This is a genomic window from Microbulbifer maximicatervae (SeqCode) (assembly GCF_052467955.1).
The window spans coordinates 1,497,023-1,522,393 of the sequence record NZ_CP174329.1 but is presented as its reverse complement, the minus strand read 5'-3'; the positions used below and the strand labels follow the sequence as shown (position 1 = coordinate 1,522,393).

The following is a 25,371-nucleotide window of genomic DNA, read 5'->3' as shown; positions in this document are numbered from 1 at the left end:
TTGGCTGCGGCACCGGATACTCCGATCCAGTTGATTGTCGGCCTGGGAAACCCCGGACCGGAATACGATCGGACGCGACACAACGCCGGTGCCGACTTTGTTGTCGAGCTGGCCCGCCAACAAGGCACCCAGCTCAGCCTCGACAGCAAGTATCACGGCCTCACTGGCCGTGTGCGGGTCGGCAGCCAGGATATCCGGCTGCTGATTCCCACCACCTATATGAATCGCAGTGGCCAATCTGTCGGCCCACTGGCGAACTTCTTCAAGATTCCCCCGGAAGCCATTCTGGTCGCTCACGATGAGCTGGACCTAGCCCCCGGTATCGCGCGCCTGAAAGCCGGCGGCGGTCACGGTGGACACAACGGCCTGCGGGATATCATTGCCGCACTGGGCAACAACCGAAACTTTATGCGCCTGCGACTCGGTATTGGCCACCCCGGCAGCTCGAGCGAAGTGGCCCGGTTTGTACTCCAGCGAGCCCCCAGGGCGGAACAGGAAACACTGGCTGATGCGATCGATCGCTCGATCGACGTTCTACCCACCGCCGCTTCCGGCGACTGGGGCGCAGCCATGAAAACGCTGCACACCAACAAATAGATCCCACCCGCCGGCTTGCCTTTTGCCGCGGAAATCTCGATAGTGTGCTGCGCTAAATTGCCGGTATTTTCCCGGCTGGCCCGGACCCTGAGGTGGCCGAGACATCCCGCCCATCCAAAATCCCGCCAGCGCAACCACTACCGGACCTCAAACGCAATTAGCAGAGCGCGCTGTATGCGCCTCGGGCAAACGGAAAAATATCACCATGGGTTTTACTTGCGGTATTGTCGGCCTACCTAATGTGGGCAAATCCACCCTATTCAATGCATTGACCAAAGCGGGTATCGATGCGGAAAACTTCCCCTTCTGCACCATCGAACCCAATGCTGGGGTCGTGCCGGTACCAGATCCCCGCATCGACAAGCTGGCTGAGATCGTCAAACCGGAAAAGGTAATTCCCACCACCATGGAATTTACCGATATCGCCGGTCTGGTTGCGGGCGCCTCCAAGGGGGAAGGTCTGGGTAACAAGTTCCTTGCCAATATCCGCGAGACCGACGCTATCGCCCACGTTGTGCGCTGCTTCGAAGACGATAACGTTATCCACGTCGCAAACCAGGTACACCCTGTAGCGGATATCGAGGTAATCAATACCGAGTTAGCCCTGGCCGACCTGGACACTGTGGAAAAGGCCCTGCAGCGCTTTACCCGCGCCGCCAAGGGGCAGGACAAGCACGCGATCAAGATGAAAGCGTTGCTGGAAAAAATCCAGCCCCACCTGGATGAAGCCAAGCCGCTGCGCTCTTTCGAGCTTTCAGAAGACGAACTGGCGGACCTGCGCGAATTGAGCCTGCTCACTATCAAGCCCACCATGTATATCGCCAACGTGGACGAAGATGGCTTCGAGAACAATCCGCACCTGGATGCTGTGGCAGCCATCGCCGCTGAAGAGAACGCGGTACTGGTACCTATCTGCAACAAACTCGAAGCGGAAATTGCCGAGCTGGACGACGAAGAAAAGCAGGAGTTCCTGGAAGAGCTGGGTATGGAAGAGCCCGGGCTGAACCGCGTGATTCGCGCCGGCTACCAACTGCTGGGCCTGCACACCTACTTCACCGCTGGCGTAAAGGAAGTTCGCGCCTGGACCATTCCACTGGGCGCTACCGCTCCCAACGCCGCCGGTAAAATCCACACTGATTTTGAAAAGGGTTTTATCCGCGCTGAAGTGATTGGCTACAGCGATTACATCGACAACAATGGTGAGGCCGGAGCAAAAGACGCCGGCAAATGGCGCCTGGAAGGCAAGGACTACATTGTCGCCGACGGCGACGTAATCCACTTCCGCTTTAACGTCTAACCGCCTCTCCTTTTTTGCCTCCCCACCCCGGGGAGGCGCGCCTACCAGTGTAAATTCCATGGCTCAATCAAACTGGAAAGTCGGCCTGCCCCTGGCACTGATTACCGTATTTATGTGGGCAACCCTGCCCATCGCCCTTAAAGGGCTTCTCGAATACATCAGTCCCGGTACCGCTACCTGGTATCGCTTTGCCGGTGCAGCGTTGTTGGCGGGCGTCTATTACGGGCAGGCGCGCAAGTTGCAGCTCAGCCCACTCTTCAGTCGCGGCTTGCTGCTTTTCACCATCCTCGCCGTTGCCGGCCTCCTGGTGAACTACCTTGCCTACGCCAGCGGGCTCAATTACATCACCCCTGGCGCCGCCCAGGTTGTAATCCAGCTGGCTCCCCTGCTTCTGCTGATATCCAGCGTACTTTGGCTGGGCGAGCGCTTCTCGCCGCGTCAGTGGAGCGGCGTAGTACTGGTAGTAATTGGGCTACTGCTATTTTTTAACCAGCGCCTGGAAGAGCTGACCAGTGGCGCCGGCGGCGAATACCTGCTGGGGCTCGGCTATATCCTGATCGCCGCTGTCACCTGGGCGATTTACGGCTTTTTCCAGAAAAAAATATTGAGCCGCGCAACACCCCAGGATTTACTGGTAGTGATTTATATCGCAGGAACCCTGTTCTTCCTGCCCATGGCGGAGCCAATGAAGGTTTCCCACCTGGGCTGGCTCGAGTGGGTACTTTTGGCATTTCTCACCGCCAATACGCTGATCGCCTATGGGGCTTTTAGCAAGTCACTAGCGCACTGGGAGGCATCCAGTGTCAGCGCAACCCTGTCATTAGTGCCAGTCATCACCCTTCTGTTCAGTACGCTGATCAGCTCTATCTGGCCCGACTATATTGCAGTTGAGCCGCTCAACTGGATCAGCTGGGCCGGCGCCGGCGCCGTAGTACTCGGTTCCGCCCTCGCCGCAATCAGTTCCAGGCGCCGTTCTGAGCAGTCCCGAGCATCAGATGAAAAAAATCGCTAACTATCTGAAAAGAATACAAAAAAAATGTTGACACCCCCGGCCCATCGTTTAATAATGCGCGCCCTCGGGACAGCCGAGACAACAAAAGAAATGGCAAGGTAGCTCAGCCGGTTAGAGCGCAGCACTCATAATGCTGAGGTCGGGAGTTCGAGTCTCCCCCTTGCTACCATTTCAAATCACAGAGACTATTCTTTGTGAAACTTGAAACTGGGGCGTAGCCAAGCGGTAAGGCAGCGGGTTTTGATCCCGTCATGCGAAGGTTCGAATCCTTCCGCCCCAGCCATCTTCCTAAATTATCTAGCAGGCCCAAATCTGGGCAGCAACCAAAAACGCAACCGTTTTTTATCTGATTCTGCGAATAGCTCGCCAGAACTCGTCCGCGAACGCAATCCAAAAATCAACTACTCCGGCAGCACCACACCATTAGCTTCCATAACTGTCACTTCGGCGCTATCGGGCTCCAGGCCAGCAGTACCTGAAGTTGCTACAGGCGTTCGCACTTGCTCCCTGCGCAAACCCAGGGCCCGCAGCCACTCGAAGCCCGCCAGGCAGCACAGCAATGCCAGCAGCACTAGCGGACCGCCATATCCCTTCATAGCCTCACTCTCGGACATGCAAGTCCACACAAGCTGCACAACGCACAGGAAGGCCACAATCAACAGGGTCGGCTTGCGTCCCAGCAAGCTAACCACAAAAACGCCCAGAGGCGCCCCAAGGGCCACTACCGGTGCTGCTGCCAGCCAATTCCCAAACACGCCAGGCTGCCAATCTCCCGCCAGCGACTTCACTATTACCCCGAGTACCGAACAAAATGCCATGATCACCACAGATGTAGGGATCGCCACCTTAAGATCTACCCTGCTCAACAGCACAAGAGCCGCATACACCAGCATGTCTACACCCACACCGGTAACTGCCACCACGCAAAAGCCGGCAAAAGCACCCAATAGCAAGCCGACACGAAAATCTGTCGGGCACTGGGGGTCTCCCGCGTGCTCACAATCAGTAATTTCGCTGAGGCGATACAAATGAAAAATGCCAAAACTGCCCCAGAGGACGGCAAAGGAGAGTTTCACCCAGAGTTCAGGTATCAGAGGGGCAAACAGCAGGATACCGGCGGGAGTCGCCAGAAGAGAGCCCAGCAGCGCCCCCCGCAACATCGACCAGGCCAGCTGCTGGCGCCGGCAGAGAATAAACAAGCTGGCACTGACCATACCTATCGATTGAACTGCAAAACTAAAGTCGCGCCCCAGGCTTGCCGGCATATCAAAAAACAGCACCAGCACGGGAAACCCAACTGTCCCGCCTCCCATCGGCGTAGAACCAGCGGCATAGCTACCCAGCGCCATCGCCAGGGCCATGGACCAATGCTCGAGTGCCAGGGCCAGGTTCTCGCCCTGTAAAATCAGGAACAACCAAACACCGTAAAACAGAACCAACCAAGCGAACCAATAGCGAAGAGAGAATCGCGCCACGTTTTTCATCTTATTATTTGTGAGCTAAAGCGTCAGAGGGAGACAATAGTGGTACGAGTGTGAGATGGGATCAAGACAAGATTTGGCGAGTTCGCCTATTCCGGTTAGGAGGGTTGCCCGGCAGCCGCAGCTGCCGGGCAAAGCGCAATTAGTTCAAGCGCTTCTTGCGAATCAGGTTTTGAACCTGCATAGAGGACATCATAGAGGCGTAGATTGCCGGCAGGGCTCCACGCTTACGCAGCTCCAGGAAGTCTTCATCAGACAACTTGTTAAGCTTCTCTTCATCGATAACAAAGAAACCTGTCAAATCGTAAGGCTTGTCATCTTCGCTAACACGGAGAGTCAGTTTCTTCTGGGTCAGCAGGTCCTTGGAAACCAGGAACTCAATAAAAGAGTCGGTCACAGCAACACGCTGTGCAGTCTCAACCACCGCCTGGGCGCGATTCTTCAGGAAGTCAGTTTGCTCGCCTTCCCCATCGAACAGCGCTTCACCTTCAGAGTCGCTCAGCATCTTGGAGTCTTCGTCGATGCACAGAACAGCCTGATCCGCGTTGTCTGGGTTCTTCACCAAAACGAACGGGTAAGTGCGCACTTGCACAGGAATGTAGCTACCATTCCAGCCATCAGCACCGGAGAACAGGTTCTCACCGGGGCGCAGACCGGTAAGCGCCACAACTTTAAACTGGTCAGTATTCTGGTCTTTAACGAACAGGATCGGGTAGCTCTGAGCTGCCTGTACGATTTCCTGAACCACCAGCGGCAGAACATGATTACTGCTTACATGGTCAAAAGTAATGTCTTGGGTGAGTTTCAGGTTGGCATGTGCCTTTTTATCCAAAGCTTTGATCTGTGCCATAAGTACAACTCCTAGCTACTTTTATAGTTACTAAATTTTCAGAGATACCCTAACGTACCACTCTTCTACGCATCTACGATGACAAGTGCTTTCCGACAGTCGCCGGAAACCAAAGCCAGCATTAAACAGGGAAGAAGCCCAACTGGCAAACAAAGTCCACCAACATTAACCTAAAGACAAATTTATTTGATTAGGTTAATACTATTCAAGACTATCGCACCAATTAAATTCACTACTCCCCCCTTAAAGTGACCCGGCAACCTTCAAACTCAACGAATCGAGTATTAGCTAGCCAACCCTGACAGGTAGCGCATTACCTGTATCACCCCTCCCCCCACCTCTACAGCTATCGTAACAAGTGGTGCTTTTTTATACGATTGAAAGTGGTTGGAGTGAGTTCGATGCAAAAACCGAGGGGCGCCTCATTATGATGAGCCTACTATTTCTCTTCCATCTCCTTGCAATGGCTCTAGCCGTGAAGAATTACCACACCCTAGCAACCGTAACATTCATTTTTTCCTTGATATCAAGCATCGCCTGGCTGGGCTATCACACCGGCGACAATCTCAACTTAGCCTTGTAGAGGAGGGTGAATGGGCCATACATTTCGAGAGCTTAATGCACTGGGCATACTCGCCGTATGTGCCGTACTCGTCGCCGCAGAGTACTTTCAATTAGTGAATGGAGAATTGCCCTGCCCTCTCTGTTTACTTCAACGAATTGGGCTCACAGGAGTCTTATTTGGCCTGATGCTAAATGTACTCTATGGCAACCGCCCTCTACACTACAGCCTGGCTACACTGTCAGCGCTATTTGGCGCCGCTACCGCGCTGCGCCAAGTCAGCCTACATGTTATTCCCGGAACGCCAGGTTATGGCAATCCATTAATGGGGTATCACTATTACACCTGGGCTCTGATTATCTTCTACATGACAATTATTGGCATCGCGATTGTCAGTGCATTTAATAAGCAATATGGGAACCCCATATTTATTAGCTTTCGAGATCAGAGAGCTCTCGGAAAAACGGCCATAGTGGCTGCATTTTCAATTACCACACTTAATATATTTATAACCTTCGCAGAGTGTGGACCTACTGTTTGCCCGGATAATCCAGACAACTATTGGCTCTTTGGCGCTATCGACGGAATTTAAAAGCAAGCTGAGAAAAGAAAAGGGGGATAGCTATACAAAAGACAGCTTGCAAAGCATATATCCATAGATCAACAGAATAAATAGAGGCCAGGACCGGATTCGAACCGGTGAAAAACGGTGTTGCAGACCGTCGCATTTCCTCTCTGCCACCTGGCCATAAAAAAACCCGGCGCTTCCGCTCCGGGTTCTTTGACTCTACGGAAGCAAAAACGCTTCCGAATAAATTTACAGAAGCACGCAGGTTGCCTGGCAGCAACATATAGAAAGAAGTTCTTGCGCGTATTTCATAGTAAACAGTCTTGTTTAAGTTGCCGCCAAGGATAATGGAACAAAAACTCCATCAACTCTTTCTAGGTAGCCTCAGAATACTGCCCAACCCTAACCTCATTACCGGGCAACGGCTGCTCTGGAACCAGCTGTGCCAACCCAAGAGAAATTAAGGCCATTAAAGACCCGGCAAAGAATACCATTGGCGGAGAGACAAGCCACAGCAAGCCAAATACTACAGGGATAACTACTGCGGCAATATGATTAATAGTAAAGCTGACTCCGGCCGAAGCCGCGATATCCCGCTCGTCGACTATCTTCTGGAAGTAGGTTTTAATCGCAATTGCCATAGAAAAGAATAAATGGTCAACAATATATAATACCGCTGCCAGCGCAGCACTTTCTACCAGCGCATAACCCGCAAATACCAGTATCAGACCAATATATTCCAAAGTTAGGATACGGCGCTCGCCAAACCGAACGATAAACTGTCCGATCTTCGGTGCGATATACAAATTAAGTAAGTGATTTACCGTATAGAGAGCAGCAACCTCCCCCACACTGTATCCAAATTTCTCCACCATCAAAAAACCAGCGAATACTATAAAGATCTGCCTGCGAGCCCCACTCATCATCGTGAGCGCATAATAGAGCCAATAGCGTTTTCGCAGAATAAGCTTCTTATGCTGGCTGTGGGGCTGAGCAAACTGAGGGAAAAGGACCCAGGCACCTAAAGCAATGACAATGGTCGCGCCACCACCAATTAGATAAACCCATGAATAATCCAAACCTGCGAAGTTCATTAAACCCCACACCAAACCATAAGCCAGAAGCGCGGCAAAGGAACCTGCGGCAGCCATACGCCCCATCCAAACTGCTGCTGTTTGTTTGGGGAACCACTGGAGTGCCAGGGAAGTCTGCAAGGTCTCATAAAAATGAAATCCCGTAGACATTAAAAGTGTAGTGAGTAACAACCCGGTCAATGAAGGATACAGCCCCGTTAGCATCACCCCAAGGCCAGTTGCTACCAAGGAGATTATCGCCAGTCTCTGCTCCCTGACAAAAAGTAATACAAAGACCACTAGGAAGGCCAAAAAGCCAGGTATCTCACGCACACTTTGCAACAAACCAATATCTGCACCGGTAAATGCTGCCTTTTCAATAACAAAGTTATTAAGTAACGTATTCCAAACAGCAAATGAGAGCGGCATCGAAGCTGCCAGAATAAGCAAAAGAATTTCAGGCCGGCGAAGACGTTGTAGCATAAATGACCTCCTATAGCTAAGGCCCGCAATATACGCCCTCAATATCCAACTGTAAAATTATAAAAATAGTACTGAAGAATGAGTTTTCATCGAGAATATTGCAGCTCATAAAATTAAATACTAATTAAGCCATTAAATAGTGGTAACACCGACCAACAACTTGCTCAACTGCCCGAAAAAACGGTGAACAAGACGTACCAATTGGAAAAGTAGCAAGCCATCTAATTATGTATAAATTCCCGCTAATCATGTATTTTTAATGAGATGAGGAAGCTTAGCTCACTACATATAATGACTAGAATCAGACAACTCCAACCTAAATTCACCTATGCTTTAACTGCTATATCTCTAGGCGCCTTACACCACAGCATGACTGATTACCAATCATAGATAACTCTTGGAGAGAAAAATGCGTATTCATTCCTGGCGAATTTATCATCTCAACTTAGTCATACTACTTACCACACTCCCTCTCCTACTGGCGAATGCCGCTGCTCAAGAAGATAACTTACCTGACAAACTTAAATTAAACGAATGGAAGGTGCCCTGGGAGGGACTCCCCAGAGACCCGCATGTAGACAGTAAAGGTAATGTCTGGTTCTGTGGGCAAGCGGGTAACTACATCGGAAAGTTTACACCGACCTCTGAAGAGTTTAAGCAGTATGAAATACCTGAAGGTACTCACCCTCATAACCTGATTGTGGATTCAAACGATATTGTTTGGTATGCAGGTAATCGCAATGCGCATATTGGGCGATTAGACACCAATAATGGACAAATTAAACAATATCCAATGCCAGAAGGTATCAAAGACCCACATACGTTAATCTTCAATCGAGAGGGAAATATCTGGTTCACAGCCCAGCAAAGTAACCGCATAGGACTGTTAAATATACAGAGTGGCAAGGTTCTAAGTGCCACCCCAACAACCGCTAATGCCCGCCCCTATGGTATTAAGATTGATGCTCAGGGAAACCCCTGGGTAGCTCTATTTGGCACCAACAAGTTAGCGCGAGTAGACGCAAAAACCATGGCCATAAGTGAGGTTAACCTGCCACGCCCAAATGCTCGCCCTCGCAGACTGGAAATCGACCCTACCGGCAATGTTTGGTATGTAGATTATCCAGAAGGCTATTTGGGGCGCTATACCCCGACGACCAAGGAGTTTAAAGAGTGGAAGCTACCCAGTAAGAATCCTCGCCCCTACGGAACAGCACTGGACAACAATAACCAACTTTGGGTCGCTGATACTGGAGAGATTCCAAATATCATTTTTGCCTTTAACACAGAAAAAGAGAAATTCACAAGCAAGACCCCAGTTCCAAGTGGTGGAAATATAAGATATATGTATTTTAACAATATGGATGGAAGCTTTTGGTTTGGTGTTGATTCTGGATTTATTGACCAGGGGATACCAAAATAGACGCATATATAGATCGAAAAGCGTACTACCAGCTTGACGCCCACAAAATCAATAACCAAACTCACTCAAAGCAGTAGATCTGCGCCAAGTGCAACAACAACTAATAAATTATACTTGGTACCAACACCTAAAATATCTACAAAGGTAAATATGTCAAACGTTGCATAACCCTACCCACCAACTACAAACTACAAACTGAGGTTTTTGCTCTCCTCTTAAAAAACCAGGAACTCATTATAATCTTGAGGCTCCAAAGACCGTTAACAGTGCAATTAAACGACCTTGATTTTAAATTCGATAACGCTTTAATGCAAAAAAACGACATAACAATTAATTTAGGTATAAAAATGCATAAAAAAATAGACAGAGTGATACCACTTTTGATAATCGCTATCATCGCATCATCAAGCAGCTTCGTTATCCACCTCGCCTCTGCAGAATGGCTTCCAGAATGGATAAGTCAACAAATGCAAGGGGTCAGCATACAGCCCTCATGGAATATAAAATATATAGCTCTATTGACATCAATCGAATATGGCGTCGCTGCAATAATTCTATATATCCTGATACAAGACAAACTATTCAAGTACAGACTTCCATTTAGAATTCTAATTTTTTCAGCTCTACTAACAGCCACTCACGGCGCCCTAGTGAGGCAACCATTGATGGATTACCTTATTGGCAACCCACTAAAAGTTACACTAGCTCAAAATGGCATGAAGTGGCTCGTATGGATACTCATGGCAACCGTTGTAATTATAGGTATTGAAGCATTCGCCTCAAATAAATCAAACTCTAGCGACTCTACAAAACAAAAAGCGTGCAGCGATCATTAAATAAAATTTATAAACAGAATTTACAATTATGGAACCGAAACAGACCGGGATAGCATACGATACCATCACAGATCTATGGGAACGTAAAGAGTTCAACAGAAACAACGGTATTAGCCAGTATAAGCGGGCACTTGGCTTTGTAAAAAATAGAGGCTCGGCACTAGATGTAGGGTGTGGCTGCACAGGAAGGCATATCGAGCTTCTGCAAACTGAAGGATTTGCTCCCGAGGGAATTGATGTTTCTAAGAGAATGATAGAGATCGCCAGGGATAAACACCCTAATGTCAACTTCTATCTAGAGGATATATGTGAATGGAAAGGCACAAAAAAATATGACTTTATAAGCGCGTGGGATAGCATCTGGCATATACCAATTGAAAAACAAGAGGAAACTATAAGGAAGCTAGCGTCTTACTTAAACAAGGAAGGCGTTCTAATATTCTCCTTTGGTGGAACAGATAAAGAGGACTATCATAAGAATAATGCGATGGGACAGGAATTATATTACTCCACCTTAGGCACAAATAAATTTATACAACTCCTTATTTCATCTGGTTGTATTTGTAGACATCTGGAGTACGACCAACCACCAGAATTACACGCCTATTTGATTGCTCAGAAGATATAATTATTTAGACCCCGTTCCCTCTATCATGGGTAGCCTATATGTTAAACGGAGCAATGCTTGTTTGGTTTATTCTTACCGGTCTCAGCGTAGTTTTTGTTATTTGGGACTCAATCACTAATGCGCCAACCAGCTGGGTTCAGCGCCTGGCTTGGATATTAGTGATTCTTTATACCGGTGTCATCGGCTTAATCTTCTACCTACTCACCTGTCGCCGCCCCTTTCCTGGCGGCCACGATCAATTCACTAGGACCACATGGAAGCAAAGTGTAAATAGCGAAATGCATTGTCTTGCAGGTGATGCAACTGGAATCCTTATCGCAGCATCTATTGTACCTACACTGGGCCTCACCAATGGATGGGACTCCATAATTGAGTACTTGGCTGGCTTTATTTGTGGTTTGTTTATTTTTCAGGCATTGATGATGCGAAGTATGTATCAGGGAAACTACTTAAAAGCAGTGGGCAAAACTTTCTTTGCTGAAACTGTATCGATGAACATGGTTATGGCTGGCATGATACCCGCTATGGTGATACTGACTTCCATATGGCCAAACTCTGAAGCCCCATCAAATGCTACCTTTTGGTTTCGTATGAGCTTGGCAACCATTGTTGGAGGTATCATTGCTTACCCTATTAACTATTGGCTGGTAAAAAATCATTTAAAACACGGATGTATGACTCTTCCGGGAAAAGATGGAACCGCGCCCAATCTTGGTCATTGCTCTCATGAATGCGCCCCAAATTCAGCATCGCACACCTATGGTACCTCACAAGCAGAAACACATAAAATGGAAATGCATTCTCTATCTATAATGGAATCAAGTATATGGATAACGGGCACGTTTATAGTTCTTTTTCTTGCAATTTATGTCACGGATAAAATCACACCAATATACTTTTGATCTAATAACCTTATGCACTCAAAATAATCGCTTAAGCATAAGATTCAAAAATTTTCTTTCTCCGCCTGTAGTAAGATTTCACTCTGAGGGTGGCTGCCAATTGATTACCGGGCTTATACCTTCAGTATTACATAACCAAACAATCGCTTTCATTCCCACCTTAAGCTTCCCCTTAGTATCAATGAGTTTCTCCCAATCGCTGGAATGAAAATTACGGCCATGGATGCGGAACTGCCCGAGAACCTCCTTCCAATTTGGCATAGTCAGGTTTAGAACCTCATTTGTTCCATGGTCAGTAGCAACCCAAAGCTTAACTCCATCTTTCACCCGCACAAGTTTTGTAATCTCCCCCTGCCATGAAGTTAATTGGTTTCGATCACAGGTCACGTACTCTGGAACAGCTAACCTTTGAGCCAATAGATCCGAACTAGCAAAAATTAGTAAGCTCAGCACTAAAAATAAATAATGTTCTTTATTCATAATTGAAGAAGGGGGGCAAGCCCCCCTTAACTGTTAAAGACCACGATAAGTCGCGCTTTGTTCATCCGCGCGAGTGGCCTGACCTTCAGTGAACTCGTACATACAGCTATCGTCAGTATAATCCATAAAGTTAGTTACCGGATCTTCCCCTTCAGCATTTCTTCCCCTGGTACAGGTATCCCGACCAACAGGGCAGCCATAAGCAGCCGATCTCTCCGCAGGAGTATCTGAGACGTAGTCTCCCCGGCCGAAACATCCACCTTGGAACGTATGATAAAGACCCAACCAGTGGCCAACCTCGTGAGTTAAGGTATCCCCCTCATTGTAGGGCGCAGCATCACCTCCAGGTACAGAACCAGTTAAAATTACTACGCCGTCATCAAGTGGATCAGAGGAGTAACTACTTGGGAATGTAGCCCACCCAAGTAGGCCATCACTAATTTCAGCTACATAGATATTCAAATCCCCGGCATCGCCAACTCGTAAGGAAGATTTCATTGACTGTTCAGCCGAAGAATTGTAACCAACGTTATACCAAGAATTATTTGCTGTAACAGTGGTTGAAACTAAATTAAAAGTAAATGGAGTATTTGCGTAAGCATCATTCAACACATCCATTTGCGTATTAATCTCACTATTAGAAAGTGCTCCATTATTAGCTGAGTCAGTAATTACATGAAAGTAAACATCAACTTCTACAGAACCTGCGGGCCGCAATGTGTGTGCCACACTTCTATCACTTGATATACCACGCAGAGTAGAAAAATGCTGCTCTTTTAATGCAGCTTCCTGAACTGATGGGTGGTCTGTACCGCAGCGCTTTAGCCCAACGCTATTGTTGGCAGCCTCAACCGAAGAAACACTTTGAGCAAAACCTATAGTTGATGACGCAAGCACGCACAATGATAAAGCAGTTTTTATCGAGATATTGGAAACAGTCTTTCTCATAACCTAAGCCTTAATTTTATTATTTATTTACACTCCCATAAGAGCCCGCCAACTTTCCACGCTTCCATAAACTTTTGTCAATAGCACCAATTCTTAAATTGATGATAATGACATCAAACTCTTTAATAAGGCGTAACGTTCAACAAGAAAAAAGCAAATCTAAAAAAAATAAAAACTCAAAAAAACAAAATACAGATACATTTCTCTATAAAATTAGTTACATGTGAAATTTTTTCACGGAAAAACCAAGGTGCAACTCACTTAAAAATGCGAACAAAAAATTGAGGAACCTGAAATTACTGACAGGTAAAATTCCAATAAAAAATACCGAATTTTATTTCAACAAAGCGGACAGTTATATTTTTTATGATACATCATCACAAAAATAGCTCGCACCAACTGGGGTTAATAATAAAAAGATATTCCAATCATTAGAGCATCTAATTCAAAAGGCCAATCACAAATAACAAAGGCCACTTACCTCCTGTGATCATGGAGGTAAGCGGCCTTTATAAATTCTGGAATTTTTAAACTAGAGTGAACACTCTACTCTCAATTAGCCCCACTGCTCTTGAGAGCTAAGATCATTCCCGCTACTCGGCGAGCGGCAGGCAGTAAAGTGAAGCTTGTTATAACCTAACTTATTTTCAGTAATGACTTTTAGAACATCATCCAAATGAATATGAGCCCCATCTTCAACCAAAATCAAATCATGATCATGAAGGCCACTCTGCCAAGCCTTTTTGATATTATCCAGATGACCAGGGCTTTTTTCATTATATGAGAGATTATAATTATAAACGCTCGCACCACCACCAGCTATAGAGTGGACTTTTCCTGACCCCATATTTAGGAACTCAAAAGTTCCAAATTTTTCTTTACTATTTTCCTCATTGGCAGGCTTACCTGTTTTTGTCAAACTCCTGACTGCATGATCAGAAGATGCCGAACCATGAAATGAGTAGAAGTATAGAGCCAAACCCTCTGGCAATTCAGCCTTACCAAAAGAGCCGTTATCAAATGAACCATGTGCGTAAAGGATCGCCTCATTACCACTGGCTTGTTCCTTTTTATGAATTATTACTTTTCCAAACTGAACAGTTTTCATTACATTCCTTATCGATCAAAGGTTGGAGAATCTATTTTTTGACTACACCAGCAAAATGCGGTCACAAATTTAAGATTATTCTTTTCAAACAAAACCCAACTGTTTTTAATGGTTACAGATAAACAAAACTAGATCAACGAAAATAAAATCTATGTAAGCGACTGAAATCCAATCTTCATTACCACACTCTCATTCAAGCAAAACCGTAATCATGACAAGTGAAAAAACTATGAGCTGAGAAACAAACGTCATACAAAACCCCAAAAAACCACAGGATCCCAATTAAGGAATTTTTCTTCCACATTTCAAACTAGGAGTAAAAGGGTTTAAGGCCTGATGAACAACCTCACAAAAAAATGGTTATGCTGCCTTAGAGAAACTGAGACTCAATTTCGCATGACAAAAAGTTCTATTACACATAAAAGACAATATCCTTGCCCATTACAACCATCATACAGTCAAGTACGCCTAGCAAACTCTTTTTTCAAATTTATTTGATTAAAATAAGAAGTGGGAGGCATGCCATCTCTCATCATTGCTCTAGGAAGAGAGGTCAATAAGCCACAAAAACCTAGATTACCAACATATGAAATACAGAGTTATTTTTTTACAAATATATTATCGAGAAATCTCTCACAAGCGATTAAGGCTCAAATATATTGACGACCTACTCTTTCAGCTGGATTACTCTTTTAAGCTGATAAGAATGAATTGATGAGCTATGGACGAATGTCTACACTGAAAAAGAGTGGCGTATGGTATGGATAAAAAAAGATAAAACTTTCCCGCCAAATTAACCTCTAAATGTGATAGATATAAATCGTATGCTGACAGGCATTGGAGACTTTCTTGGACGAAGCAGCGCTGGTGAGCCTGGCGTCAAAACTGTTTGGCAGGAAAAAACTAAACTGCTTCACTATTTGAAGGCAGCGGAAACTTTAAATCGGCTTAAAGGATGTGTATTAAATGTAGTGGTTCAGGCTCGATCTAACAGTTATCAGCTTTTAAAAAGGTACCCCGTCAGGTCAAATCCAGTTTACGAGTTTATCCTTCCTGATATTTTTCTATCTTTAAGTGTTGCCATCAGTGTGCGGCGTGCATTTATTTGTGGCAGAGATACCGAATTCGGAAATGATTACGAGCATCGCCGCGAATTAATTCAAAGCCGTATGCATAAGTTGGCCGAGGTGTTTGCGCTAGTTATTGCTGCCTATGCGGTAATGAGTAATCACTACTATATAGTGCTATACATCGACACAGAATCTGCTAATAAGTGGTCGCAGAGATAATTACTCGCTGACAAAAACTCTTCAAAGCCTCTAGCTTGGTCCAGCGCTATCTTCAAGGCGATGCCCTCGGTCACGCTGAAGTAAACAGGCTAAAAGAATTCTTGTCCCAATGGCGGGAGCGCCTAATGAATATCAGCTGGTTTATGCGCTGCCTGAACGAGCCCATCGCCCGCCAGGCCAATGCCGAGGACAACTGCACCGGTCGTTTCTGGGAAGGGCGTTTCAAATCTCAGGCCTTGCTGGATGAAAGAGCCCTTGCCGCCTGCCTGGCTTACGTGGACCTCAACCCTATCCGTGCTGGTATCGCTAAAACCCCAGAAGAATCCGATTACACTTCGATCCAGCAACGTATCCACACAGCCATCTCAGGCCAGCAGCCCAAAAGCCTACTGCCGCTGGTCGGCGGGGAGCGCCGGGATATGCCTAAAGGCTTGCCTTTTCAGCTGGATAACTATTTAGAGCTGGTAGACTGGAGTGGCCGGCAGCTGCACCCTAAAAAGCGCGGCGCTATTCCCGAAAACATCCCACCTATTTTAAATCGGCTGGGTATTTCGCCAAAACACTGGCTTTATCTAAACCGCAATTTTGAAAGCCGCTTTAAACGCTTGGTGGGCTCAGCGGAAGCGGTACGCCAGGTCTGTGCGCAGCAAAATAAACACTGGGTACACGGGCTGCGCGATTGCCAGCGCTTTCTTAGCCCCACCCCCTGCTAAATTACAGAAATCCGCTTATCAGCTGCCCCTAGATTCCATCGCTCCCGACTCTACATCCCGCCTGATTCCCTATGGACTCCCCAAATGATCTTTTAACGCCAAATTGCCATCTATTTTGAGACAAATATACCGGCTACCAAGTGGTGGCGTAAAAATTCTTGTCTAGCTTCCGACTCTCCATTCTATGGATGTCCTAATCAGCTCGGTGTATTGGGCGCCCATAACGGGCCTGTTTAAACAGCAACTTTTTTACTTTTACATCTATCTCGATAGCTCTTTAGGGAGCTCCACCAATTTACTTTTCATGCTATCCAAAAGCTCGAGAAACTCTGGCTCCACATCCAATATGCAGGACCTACAAACTGAAACCAGCTCCCCATCAATCTCTGCAAAAATATCCTTGTACTTTAAATCTTCTTCAGGCTCTGCAGAATCCATGTTGCTTTCATAATTTCTTATTTGAGGGTCATAAAACAAAGTCGAGGAGTTTAAACCCAGTTTTTTCAAACAGGTACCACATAGAAGAGTTGATATATATATCATATTCGACTGAGAAAGCTCTTCCATTATTAAATAGAACCTTTCTTTTTTGTTGCTCTCAAACCCTGCTTTCAAATGAGAACAACAGCGAACGAATACACTCTTTCCATGTTTATTACAAAACCAAAAACCCATAAATTGTAGCCTTATCTATTCGAAAGCTTTAGATTCTTTCTCTATTCCACGCATATACCTACGAGTTGACAAGCCAACTGGAGAAGTTTTAGGCGCAGACTTCCCTCCTGCATTTAGCACATCAAACACATGGGTTAAGCAGCTTTTTGTTTCTACGCAGTAATCCGGGGTATCTAATTTATTGATATCATAGTTTGCTCTATCAAACGCAGTTTGACCATTTATTAGCAAATTTTGTTGGTAATTTTGTGCTGCTTCTGCATCGGGTAGCTTAACTTTGTATACAGCAACAAGTGTTAATTCTGATTCCGAGGGGTGAAATTCAACATCTAGAGTCTTACTTCCCTGTTCACCAGCCTGCTCTGTGCCTATTTTATATCCATCATGCTCAGTAATAATTGCAAAATGAGGACTATCTTCTCCTTGATAGTGATAGATATAAGCAAATCCCTCCTTGCAACTTAGTCCAAGAGGATCTATCCATCTAACCGGATTTGACGCATACCGATAATTATTAATCCCACCGGATAACCCGATCGGATCCTGCTGCGTAAACTCCCCAACCTCCGGATCATAATACCTAAACCGGTTGTAGTGCAGCCCGGTCTCTTCATCGAAATACTGTCCCTGGAAACGAATCGGCTGTTCTACCTGATTCTCATGAGCTAATGCAATATTGCCATAGCTCTTATAGGCAACACTCCAAACCACCTCACCTTCCTGGTTGGTAAGAGTATCAGGCGTTCCCAGGTGATCCAGATGGTAGTGATAGACCTGCTCATCTTCTTTCAGTGCAACCGGTTTGAAAGTCCCCGGTTCAAAATAGTAAGTCCGAGTATTAAGATCTTGTTGGGTGTGGATATCGGATTTGTTTTCACGAAGCAGGACATCCTCATCCCAGAGGAAGCAAGTTTGTTCGCTATTAGTAGATTTATCAATACGGCGACCCAGTGGGTCATATTGGTAGTGAATCTCTTGTTGAAGCTGTTCGCTCCCCTCTTCCACTTTGAGCTTTTCAACCCGCACCAACTGCTGGCGACTGTTGTACTGATAGCGGGTCTGCAGTTTCTGCCCTTTACCACGCAGCTCGGCGATACGGTTGCCATGGATATCGTAGCGATAGTGAGTATCGCCACGGAAAGCTAATCGATTGCCCTTGACTTGAGTGGCACTGGCCTGCTGTTTGGCTTCATCTTCTGATCTAGCGGCGGCCAGAATATTGTGTGCGGGGTCGTGCACAAAATATTCTGGGTTGGGGCCATCAACCTGGGTGAGGCGATCCAGAGCATCGTAGTGATAGCTGCGGGTACCACGTAAACTGTCCTCAATCTTGGCGATCTGACCAGCTTTGTTGTACTGGTAGCTGCGCTCCAGAATTGAGTTAGATTCCTGGGTCGGATCTGACACTGGACCACCGGCCTTGCCCAGGCTCAGCTTTTGCAGGCGCCCTTGAGGATCATAATCTCGCTGGCTCTCCAGCCCATTGCCGTGCTGGCGCTGACTCTCCCTGCCCTGCTCATCGTGATTAATGCTAGTAATCAGCTGATCGGTGTTACTGCCTACCGGGCGACGGTGCAGGCTCTTGAATTGGCCGGCGGGGTTGAAGGCGAAGTTGAGCACTTCGCCATCAGGCAAGGTAGTAGCGATGCGGTTGCCTGCAGCATCGTACTTATGAATGAGTTTATCTTTGCCCTGCCAATCCGCAGTCACGCGGCCGTTGGCATCATATTCCCAGCGCAGTTTACGATGGGTATTTTCCGCTTCGATTAACTGACCGCTGCGGTTATAGCGGAAGTTGGTTACACCATCCGGGGTGACTTCTTCCAACAGGCGGCCAAAAGGGTCACGCTGGAAAATGGTGTCGACACCCTTGCCGGTATCAGCATCAGTGACAGCCCTGGAACTAATCAGGTGCCCAGCGCGGTTATAGGCGTAGCGAGTCACGCGTCCATCGAAGCCCACTTCTTCAATCAGGCGTTCGTTCAGGTCGTACTTGAGCTGGTACCGCTCACCATTTTCGTTGGTGAGGCCCACAAAGTTGCGCTCGCCGTCGTAGTGGTACTCCAGGCGGCTGCCGTCCGGGTTAGTGCGCAACTTAACCTGGCTGAGGCCGTCGTAGGCGTAGCAGGTGCTGCGGCCTTCGGAGTCCATAACTTCCGCAAGCAGCCCTTGGGGGTTATAGCTGTACTGAGTCCTAGACCCATCTGGGGTAATAACTGCGTGGATACGGTCCTGGGCATCGTATTCATAGCGGGTTATCTGGCCAGGAGCATGCTGTACTTCCTCCAGGCGGCGGGCACCGTCATAACGGTAGTGCTGAGTTCGACCCATGGGGTCTTTGACCGCTGCCAACTTGCCCTCAGGATTCCACAGATAGCGGGTGGCATTGCCCAGAGGATCGGTAACACTGCCTATCAATCCGACCGGGTTATAGCTATATCGGGTGCTACTGCCAAGAGGGTCTTTGGTGGTGACGATCTGGCCTTTCTGGTTGTATTCACGTTGCCAGGAGTTACCGGCGGGATCAGTCACTTTGGCAGGCAGACCTTCACCGTTGTACTCGATGCGGTGGCTGTTGCCAGCGGCATCGGTCTTTTGTATCAAGCGACCCTGGTCATCATACTTATAGAGTTCTTCTCGCCGACTGCCATCATCGCTGGGCAATTGTACTTTGGTAACTTGGCCCAGATCGTTGTAGCTGTAGAGGGTCTCTGCACCTTCAGGGTCGCGGTGATAAATCGGTAGGGCGCGATCATTAAAGCGGTAACGTTCCTGTCCCCCACGAGTATCCGTTACGGTAACGCCGTGGCCATCCTCATCCCAGGCAAATTTGTAGTTGTAGGTAGCCTGCCCGTCGATAGCATCACCCCATTGGCGTACGCAACGAGCAGATGGGCCTTCTTTATCCCACTCAAAGTAAAAGTGGTAACCGGTTTTTAGGATGCGCTTGGAAATAACATGCTGGTGATATTCATATTGCTCACTGTAGCCATCCGCATCGGTGGCTTTTATCAGATCACCTTCATCACTGTATTCGTACTGAGCCAGTATTTTAATGCGACCATCGCGAGTTTCTTTCTTCAGCTCGCCAATACGCAGGCTATTGGGCTGCCCTTCGGGCGGGCTGATATGCAGAGCTTCACCAAGGCTGCTTTCGATACAAATCAGGCGCTCATCGATATAGTGGAAGAGGTAATAGTTACCGTAGCCATCGCGGATTTCAGAGAGTTTTAGAGCCCCTTTAGTACCTGTCGCCTTGAAGTGTTTTTGCACACCATTTTGGGCTCCGTAGGGAGTTACAACCCAATGCTCATCGTTAACGCGAGTTAACGATAAATTTTCCACCACATTGTGGCTGCGGCCGCTATTACCCGGTGCAGGTAAGCTGATTACCCGGCCCTCGGCATCATGAAACTGTACCGCTTTGCCTGGACGCCATACCAGGCGCTCATTCAACGTGTGGGTCCAGCCGTGGCCCAAACCGAAATCCCTGGCGTTACTGCTGCGGTAAGTTCGCGCCAGAGTTAGTGGCAGCGGGCCATCCAGCACCGTATCCACCAAAGTCAGACGCTCTTCACCTGTTTTTAAGTTGATCGGTTCACCACCTTCACAGGCATTGGCATTGCACTGGGAGGTATCACCGTTCTGGTTTTCCCCGGTGTCGCTATTGGTATTGTCCGGCTCGTTGCTATTATTCGCTTGGCTACCTTGCGACTCACTTGAATTATTATTGGAGCCACTATTGCTTTGATTGGAATTTGAGGCAGTGCTGCTGGCCCCTGAGCCACCAGAACTGCCGGAGCTGGAGCTACTTGAAGAGGGCCCACTGGAGCTGGCTGGTGGGGCTGCCGCTTCAGAGGAACTCAAATCGGAGAAGTTAGCGCCTTCCCCTCCCTTAGCGTTGCCACCCTTTTTCTTGGAAACCAGCTGTTGCTGCTTCTTCAGTTTGGCCAAGTCCAACATCAGCTCGCCGACATTTTTAAAGGACTTCAGCAAGCGCGCATTTTTGGCCATAGCTACAGCGGCGCCGACGCCTCCAGTAATCGCCGCTAGGACGATAGTGAGGATAATTTCAAAGGCGCCACCGCCGGCTATTTCGGTAATTTCCAGGCTGTGTTGTGCTTTTACATAATCCTGGGCAAAGCGAAAAATAATCTCGCGTAGGGCCGGATCATCGTAAATAATTTGAGCAACGTCGAATGCCAAATCCAGTTGCTGTTTAGTGATCTTTGAAGGGTCAAAACCGAGTACATCCACCACTTCCTTTTGTAAGTCAGTGACATATTCCTGGCCAGACTCTGCGAAGCTCTTGTCATTCCAGAAGTAATTTGCTGTGGCAACACCCAGCCGCTGGGATTGGCGCATGGGATTCAGCATTTGCGCCACTTCAAGCACATCTTTTGTCCATACCGCCAAGCCCCAGGCGGCATTGCCAAAACCGGTCGCGCCACTTTCAATATAGGCACCCACTTTTTCCAGCGTTGAGCGCTTCTCATGCTGCTGCTGGATTTGGGCCGCCTCTGCCCTCTCCTGGGCAATAATTTGCTGCAGGCCGATACGAATCTTGGCAATCAACTCAGCCTGTTTGTCAGCAATTACGATAGCTGCCGTTGGCGCTTCTTCAATAATCAGACGATTCTGGATTAAAGCGCGATAAATCTCTCGTTCAGAAGAGGACAAATGGCCGGGCGGCTCAGATAGGGGACCCAGGAAGATTGTGCCCGAGGTACCCGCTTGAATACTGGTACTGAGTAAATTGCAGGAGCTACCTCCCAGGCTGAAGAAGTGCTGGTAAATTTTCTCAATAACCGCATCGTCGAACATCGAAAGCAAGTGGCCGGCATCGACCTGCATCGGAATCCCCAGCGGGTACGTCCACCCTACTCTCACTTCGTACTGGATGCCTTGCTTATTTTCAACACGTAGCTGCATGATAATCCTTTAAACACTTACGCCTATCTGGACCTAGTGGGGACCTAATTCAGTTAATTCTCACCCGCGAACATTAGGGAACCCCCAAAGAACTCCGGTAAGCTTTCGATTCCGACTATTTTTCGAGCAAAATACCTTTAAACTGAAGTCAACCAGACTTCAACTGGTGATTCCTCCGAGCTTTGTCGGCGTCGATTAAAATCGAAATCGCAAGATCAGCCAATACCACGCCATTACACAACGAAGCCGCTGAGAAGAACATTCTCTATCCAAAAAAGGGAGCTTAAGGGCTACCATGCTAGAAGAATACTAACGATTAGATTCTTATCTTCCTTTTCACTCTTAAGAAGTTAAGAATCTAGGTGGCGCCGAATAAAACGTAGGGCTGAGATCTACTTCGCGAGGTTACCGCAAATTAGGTAAATACGGTAGATAGCAAGTGTTAAGCTGAGTAGAGAAGCTTTCGGGAGCAGAAATTAAAACTTCGATAACACAAAACCGAGCCAAAGTTATCGTCGATTAATTTTCAATAAACCAATAAAAATAGTACCCGTGTATTAAAAAAATATCCCGTAATACAAACCCTATGAACAATTATTATTCATTTGTTTACCGTAATTGGATAATTTCTCTACAGCGAGTATCAATATTCCGTTATTGATAAAAGTAACTAATTGGATAGCTTTTGGCAGGCTGCGAAATTGGATCTTTAAATTTGTGACACTCATCACAAGGATATCCCAGTTACAAGCAGGGTGAACGGGGAAATCAGCGGACGGGATTGCCTTGAACTGCAATAAAGCGCGGTATGGGTTGAAGTAGGCCCAGTAACCTCATGATCAGGTGCCTGAGCCTTTTTTCAGAAAGCCTATTCGATCTCTTTGATCCGCATGGAGTTGGTATGCCCACCCATATTGAGGCGTTCCCCCTGGGTAATCAGTACCCGCTGCCCTTTCTGCAAATCGATTCTAGAGCTTAATACCTCGATAACCGCTTCGGTTAAATGTCCCAGGGGAACTGAAGCCGGATCAAAGCTCACTGTCTCTACTCCCCGTAACAGCATCAGCTGGCGAGCGATTTTAGGATGCCGGGTTAGTGCATAGATCGGCAAGCGAGTATTTGCACGGGACATCATTCTCGGTGTGCGGCCAGACTCGGTCAGTGCGGCTACAGCACAGAGATTCTCCACGCGCGTTGCAACATCAATCGCCGCCTGGGCAATTACAGTATCGATTAGAGCTGAAGAACCGTGGTCCTCTGCAGTATAGGGAACACTGCCCAAATACTGTTCAGCGCCGATAATCACTTCACTCATAGATTCCACGGCGGCAACCGGGTAATCACCCGCTGCTGTTTCCGCCGACAACATAACTGCATCAGTACCGTCCAGCACCGCATTGGCAACATCCATCACCTCGGCACGGGTGGGAGTCGGGCTGGTAATCATCGACTCCATCATTTGTGTTGCAGTGATTACGGCGCGATTGAGAGCATTTGCGCGGTTGATCAGTTTTTTCTGCACCCCGACCAGAGCGGGATCACCGATCTCTACCCCTAGGTCACCTCGAGCTACCATAATCGCATCGGAAGCCAGGATTAGGCTGTCCATTTGCTCATCATCGGCAACAGCTTCGGCCCTTTCAACTTTGGCGACGATCGCCGCTTGGCTTCCAGCCTCTGCCATGGCTTTGCGAGCAGTATCGAGGTCTTCCGCACAGCGCGGAAAACTGACCGCGAGGAAATCCACTTCGAGATCTGCTGCCAGCTTGATATCCCGGTAGTCTTTTTCTGTCAGAGCCGGTGCAGACAGGCCGCCGCCCAACAAGTTGATGCCCTTGTTATTCGACAGCTTACCGCCCTGTAAAACCCGGCAATAGAGCTTGCTTGGCGTAGTGCCGGTTACTTCAAGGCGAATCTTGCCGTCATCCAACAGCAGGATATTGCCGGACTGGCAGTCGCTGATCAGGCTTGGATAATCCACTCCAACGCGGTGCTCATCTCCCCCTTCAACCGGGCAATCCAGGTCGAGGGTAAATTCGTCATTGTTTTCAAGCTGTACACTGCCCTTGGCAAAACGAGCAATGCGGATTTTAGGGCCCTGTAAGTCCCCCAAAACCGCAACAATTTTTCCCTGCGCTTCGGCGGCGTTGCGCACTTCTGTAACGCGGCGTCGGTGATCCTCCGCCGATCCGTGAGAAAAGTTCAGACGTACAACGTTCACCCCAGCGCGAATCATTTCATCGATTACGCGAGGCTTGTCCGTACCCGGGCCTAAGGTTGCTACGATTTTTGTATGGCGAATCATAAGATCCCGTCATCTAATAATTTGAGAAGGAGGTTCAGAGGGCTATCAAATAGGAATTCTATGTCCATTTAATGGCCCTCAGTAATTGAATTACCAAAATATGGTAAATGAGGGGGGATCAGGCGGATTCAGCAACAGGCTGCTTCAACTGAAGTGACTCAGCCATTGCCAGACTGGTATCCAACATGCGGTGGGAGAAGCCCCACTCGTTATCGTACCAGGCCATGACCTTCACCAAGTTACCATTCACACGGGTGTGATTCGCATCAAAGTGACTGGAGGCACTGGTGTGATTGAAGTCCACAGATACCAAGGGCTGATCGCAGTAAGTCAGTACACCGCCACTGGCCTGAGCAGCTTCCTGCATGATGCGGTTAACTTCTTCGGCGGTGGTGTCACGGCCGGCAATAAACTGGCAGTCCACCAGAGACACATTGCTTACCGGTACACGGACGGCCATACCATCGAGGCGACCTTTTAACTCAGGCAATACCAAACCTACCGCTGCAGCCGCACCTGTTTTGGTAGGGATCATATTATCCGCCGCCGCACGGGCACGATAAATATCTGCGTGCACCGCATCTTGGGTATTCTGGTCGTTGGTATAGGCATGCACGGTGGTCATAAAGCCGCGCTCAATACCCAATTCACGATGCAGTGCTTGAGCTACAGGTGCCAGACAGTTGGTAGTGCAGGATGCATTGGATACCACACGGTGATCCGCAGTGAGATTGCTGTCGTTTACACCGTAAACAACTGTGAGATCCGCATCTTTTGAGGGTGCAGAAATCAGCACTGCAGCGGCACCGGCTTCAATATGGGCAGAAGCGGAAGCGCGATCGGTAAAGCGGCCAGTACACTCCAGGACTAAATCCACACCCAATTGCTTCCAAGGCAATTTAGAAGGGTCGCGCTCCTGGCAAACCTGAACTCGATCACCACCAATAACCAGAGCATCACCATCGACTTTGACGTCTGTACCAAAGCGACCGTGAATAGTATCGAAGCGAGTCAGGTGAGCATTAGAAGCTACCGGAGCGAGATCATTAATCGCGACCAATTGAACACGATCGCTGTAGCCTGATTCATAGATAGCTCGGGTGACATTTCTACCGATACGACCGTAACCATTAATGGCAATTTTAATTTTCATCTCGCTTTACCCTCTTTATATGCTTCTGGTTTTTCAAGTGGCACCCGCTTGCGAGT

General features: G+C 47.7%; 21 protein-coding genes and 3 tRNA genes. 13 read left to right on the top strand and 11 right to left on the bottom strand.

The features are described 5' to 3' along the window. From pth to ACJJI5_RS06390, 5 genes are all read left to right on the top strand, one after another. Entirely contained in the window at nucleotides 1-597 is a 597-nt protein-coding gene (gene pth, locus ACJJI5_RS06410; RefSeq protein WP_444892988.1) for an aminoacyl-tRNA hydrolase, read from the top strand. A gap of 205 nt (nucleotides 598-802) precedes the next feature. Beyond that, entirely contained in the window at nucleotides 803-1,894 is a 1,092-nt protein-coding gene (gene ychF / locus ACJJI5_RS06405) for a redox-regulated ATPase YchF (protein WP_445355834.1), read from the top strand. A 58-nt stretch (nucleotides 1,895-1,952) separates the two neighbouring features. Further along, nucleotides 1,953-2,906, top strand: a complete 954-nt coding sequence (locus tag ACJJI5_RS06400) for a DMT family transporter (RefSeq protein WP_445355833.1) — start codon at nucleotides 1,953-1,955, stop codon at nucleotides 2,904-2,906. A gap of 92 nt (nucleotides 2,907-2,998) precedes the next feature. Beyond that, nucleotides 2,999-3,075: transfer RNA gene (locus ACJJI5_RS06395), tRNA-Met, on the top strand. Between the two features lie 39 nt (nucleotides 3,076-3,114). Further along, nucleotides 3,115-3,189: transfer RNA gene (locus tag ACJJI5_RS06390), tRNA-Gln, on the top strand. Nucleotides 3,190-3,307: 118 nt separating this feature from the next. Here the strand turns inward: ACJJI5_RS06390 and ACJJI5_RS06385 are convergent. Then, a complete protein-coding gene (locus ACJJI5_RS06385) occupies nucleotides 3,308-4,390 on the bottom strand; it encodes a sulfite exporter TauE/SafE family protein (RefSeq protein ID WP_444958485.1) in 1,083 nt (360 codons plus the stop codon). Nucleotides 4,391-4,529: 139 nt separating this feature from the next. After that, nucleotides 4,530-5,237: a SapC family protein gene (locus ACJJI5_RS06380; protein ID WP_444958486.1), complete on the bottom strand. Its 708-nt coding sequence runs from the start codon at nucleotides 5,235-5,237 to the stop codon at nucleotides 4,530-4,532. A 427-nt stretch (nucleotides 5,238-5,664) separates the two neighbouring features. On the opposite strand from ACJJI5_RS06380, the gene ACJJI5_RS06375 reads away from it, so the two are divergent. Then, entirely contained in the window at nucleotides 5,665-5,820 is a 156-nt protein-coding gene (locus ACJJI5_RS06375; RefSeq protein ID WP_445356305.1) for a DUF5993 family protein, read from the top strand. A gap of 10 nt (nucleotides 5,821-5,830) precedes the next feature. Next, nucleotides 5,831-6,391, top strand: coding sequence for a disulfide bond formation protein B (locus tag ACJJI5_RS06370; protein ID WP_444958487.1), 561 nt, complete (start codon nucleotides 5,831-5,833; stop codon nucleotides 6,389-6,391). Nucleotides 6,392-6,475: 84 nt separating this feature from the next. On the opposite strand, the gene ACJJI5_RS06365 is transcribed toward ACJJI5_RS06370, so the two are convergent. Both ACJJI5_RS06365 and ACJJI5_RS06360 read right to left on the bottom strand, forming a co-directional pair. Beyond that, nucleotides 6,476-6,547: transfer RNA gene (locus tag ACJJI5_RS06365), tRNA-Cys, on the bottom strand. 194 nt (nucleotides 6,548-6,741) lie between these two features. Next, on the bottom strand, nucleotides 6,742-7,923 hold the full coding sequence (locus tag ACJJI5_RS06360) for an MFS transporter (RefSeq protein ID WP_445355832.1): 1,182 nt from the start codon (nucleotides 7,921-7,923) through the stop codon (nucleotides 6,742-6,744). A gap of 409 nt (nucleotides 7,924-8,332) precedes the next feature. Between ACJJI5_RS06360 and ACJJI5_RS06355 the strand changes: the two genes are divergently transcribed. The 4 genes from ACJJI5_RS06355 (at nucleotide 8,333) to ACJJI5_RS06340 (ending at nucleotide 11,712) form a co-directional block, all read left to right on the top strand. Next, nucleotides 8,333-9,346, top strand: a complete 1,014-nt coding sequence (locus ACJJI5_RS06355) for a Vgb family protein (protein WP_445355831.1) — start codon at nucleotides 8,333-8,335, stop codon at nucleotides 9,344-9,346. Nucleotides 9,347-9,612: 266 nt separating this feature from the next. Then, nucleotides 9,613-10,182 carry a hypothetical protein gene (locus tag ACJJI5_RS06350; protein ID WP_445355830.1) on the top strand — a complete coding sequence of 190 codons (570 nt, stop codon included), beginning with the start codon at nucleotides 9,613-9,615 and terminating at the stop codon, nucleotides 10,180-10,182. A 28-nt stretch (nucleotides 10,183-10,210) separates the two neighbouring features. Next, nucleotides 10,211-10,810 (top strand): class I SAM-dependent methyltransferase, encoded by a 600-nt coding sequence (locus ACJJI5_RS06345; RefSeq protein ID WP_445355829.1) that lies wholly within the window; start codon nucleotides 10,211-10,213, stop codon nucleotides 10,808-10,810. A 38-nt stretch (nucleotides 10,811-10,848) separates the two neighbouring features. After that, nucleotides 10,849-11,712, top strand: coding sequence for a DUF4396 domain-containing protein (locus ACJJI5_RS06340; RefSeq protein WP_445355828.1), 864 nt, complete (start codon nucleotides 10,849-10,851; stop codon nucleotides 11,710-11,712). Nucleotides 11,713-11,790: 78 nt separating this feature from the next. On the opposite strand, the gene ACJJI5_RS06335 is transcribed toward ACJJI5_RS06340, so the two are convergent. The 3 genes from ACJJI5_RS06335 to ACJJI5_RS06325 all read right to left on the bottom strand — a co-directional run bounded on the left by ACJJI5_RS06335 (nucleotide 11,791) and on the right by ACJJI5_RS06325 (nucleotide 14,248). Continuing rightward, the gene (locus ACJJI5_RS06335) at nucleotides 11,791-12,192 is read right to left on the bottom strand and encodes a hypothetical protein (RefSeq protein WP_445355827.1); all 402 of its coding nucleotides are present in this window, start codon (nucleotides 12,190-12,192) and stop codon (nucleotides 11,791-11,793) included. A gap of 33 nt (nucleotides 12,193-12,225) precedes the next feature. Further along, nucleotides 12,226-13,140, bottom strand: coding sequence for a zinc metalloprotease (locus tag ACJJI5_RS06330; RefSeq protein WP_445355826.1), 915 nt, complete (start codon nucleotides 13,138-13,140; stop codon nucleotides 12,226-12,228). A 556-nt stretch (nucleotides 13,141-13,696) separates the two neighbouring features. Next, the gene (locus ACJJI5_RS06325; RefSeq protein ID WP_444925747.1) at nucleotides 13,697-14,248 is read right to left on the bottom strand and encodes a putative adhesin; all 552 of its coding nucleotides are present in this window, start codon (nucleotides 14,246-14,248) and stop codon (nucleotides 13,697-13,699) included. 824 nt (nucleotides 14,249-15,072) lie between these two features. On the opposite strand from ACJJI5_RS06325, the gene ACJJI5_RS06320 reads away from it, so the two are divergent. Then, a complete protein-coding gene (locus ACJJI5_RS06320) occupies nucleotides 15,073-15,537 on the top strand; it encodes a hypothetical protein (RefSeq protein WP_445355825.1) in 465 nt (154 codons plus the stop codon). 125 nt (nucleotides 15,538-15,662) lie between these two features. Then, nucleotides 15,663-16,250 (top strand): hypothetical protein, encoded by a 588-nt coding sequence (locus ACJJI5_RS06315; protein ID WP_445355824.1) that lies wholly within the window; start codon nucleotides 15,663-15,665, stop codon nucleotides 16,248-16,250. A gap of 261 nt (nucleotides 16,251-16,511) precedes the next feature. On the opposite strand, the gene ACJJI5_RS06310 is transcribed toward ACJJI5_RS06315, so the two are convergent. The 4 genes from ACJJI5_RS06310 to gap all read right to left on the bottom strand — a co-directional run bounded on the left by ACJJI5_RS06310 (nucleotide 16,512) and on the right by gap (nucleotide 25,315). After that, a complete protein-coding gene (locus tag ACJJI5_RS06310) occupies nucleotides 16,512-16,865 on the bottom strand; it encodes a hypothetical protein (RefSeq protein ID WP_445355823.1) in 354 nt (117 codons plus the stop codon). 75 nt (nucleotides 16,866-16,940) lie between these two features. Beyond that, nucleotides 16,941-21,857 carry an RHS repeat-associated core domain-containing protein gene (locus ACJJI5_RS06305; protein WP_445355822.1) on the bottom strand — a complete coding sequence of 1,639 codons (4,917 nt, stop codon included), beginning with the start codon at nucleotides 21,855-21,857 and terminating at the stop codon, nucleotides 16,941-16,943. A gap of 868 nt (nucleotides 21,858-22,725) precedes the next feature. Further along, nucleotides 22,726-24,162: a pyruvate kinase gene (gene pyk, locus ACJJI5_RS06300; RefSeq protein ID WP_444907446.1), complete on the bottom strand. Its 1,437-nt coding sequence runs from the start codon at nucleotides 24,160-24,162 to the stop codon at nucleotides 22,726-22,728. A 118-nt stretch (nucleotides 24,163-24,280) separates the two neighbouring features. Then, nucleotides 24,281-25,315, bottom strand: coding sequence for a type I glyceraldehyde-3-phosphate dehydrogenase (gap, locus tag ACJJI5_RS06295; protein WP_444958500.1), 1,035 nt, complete (start codon nucleotides 25,313-25,315; stop codon nucleotides 24,281-24,283). Nucleotides 25,316-25,371: the final 56 nt, after the last annotated feature.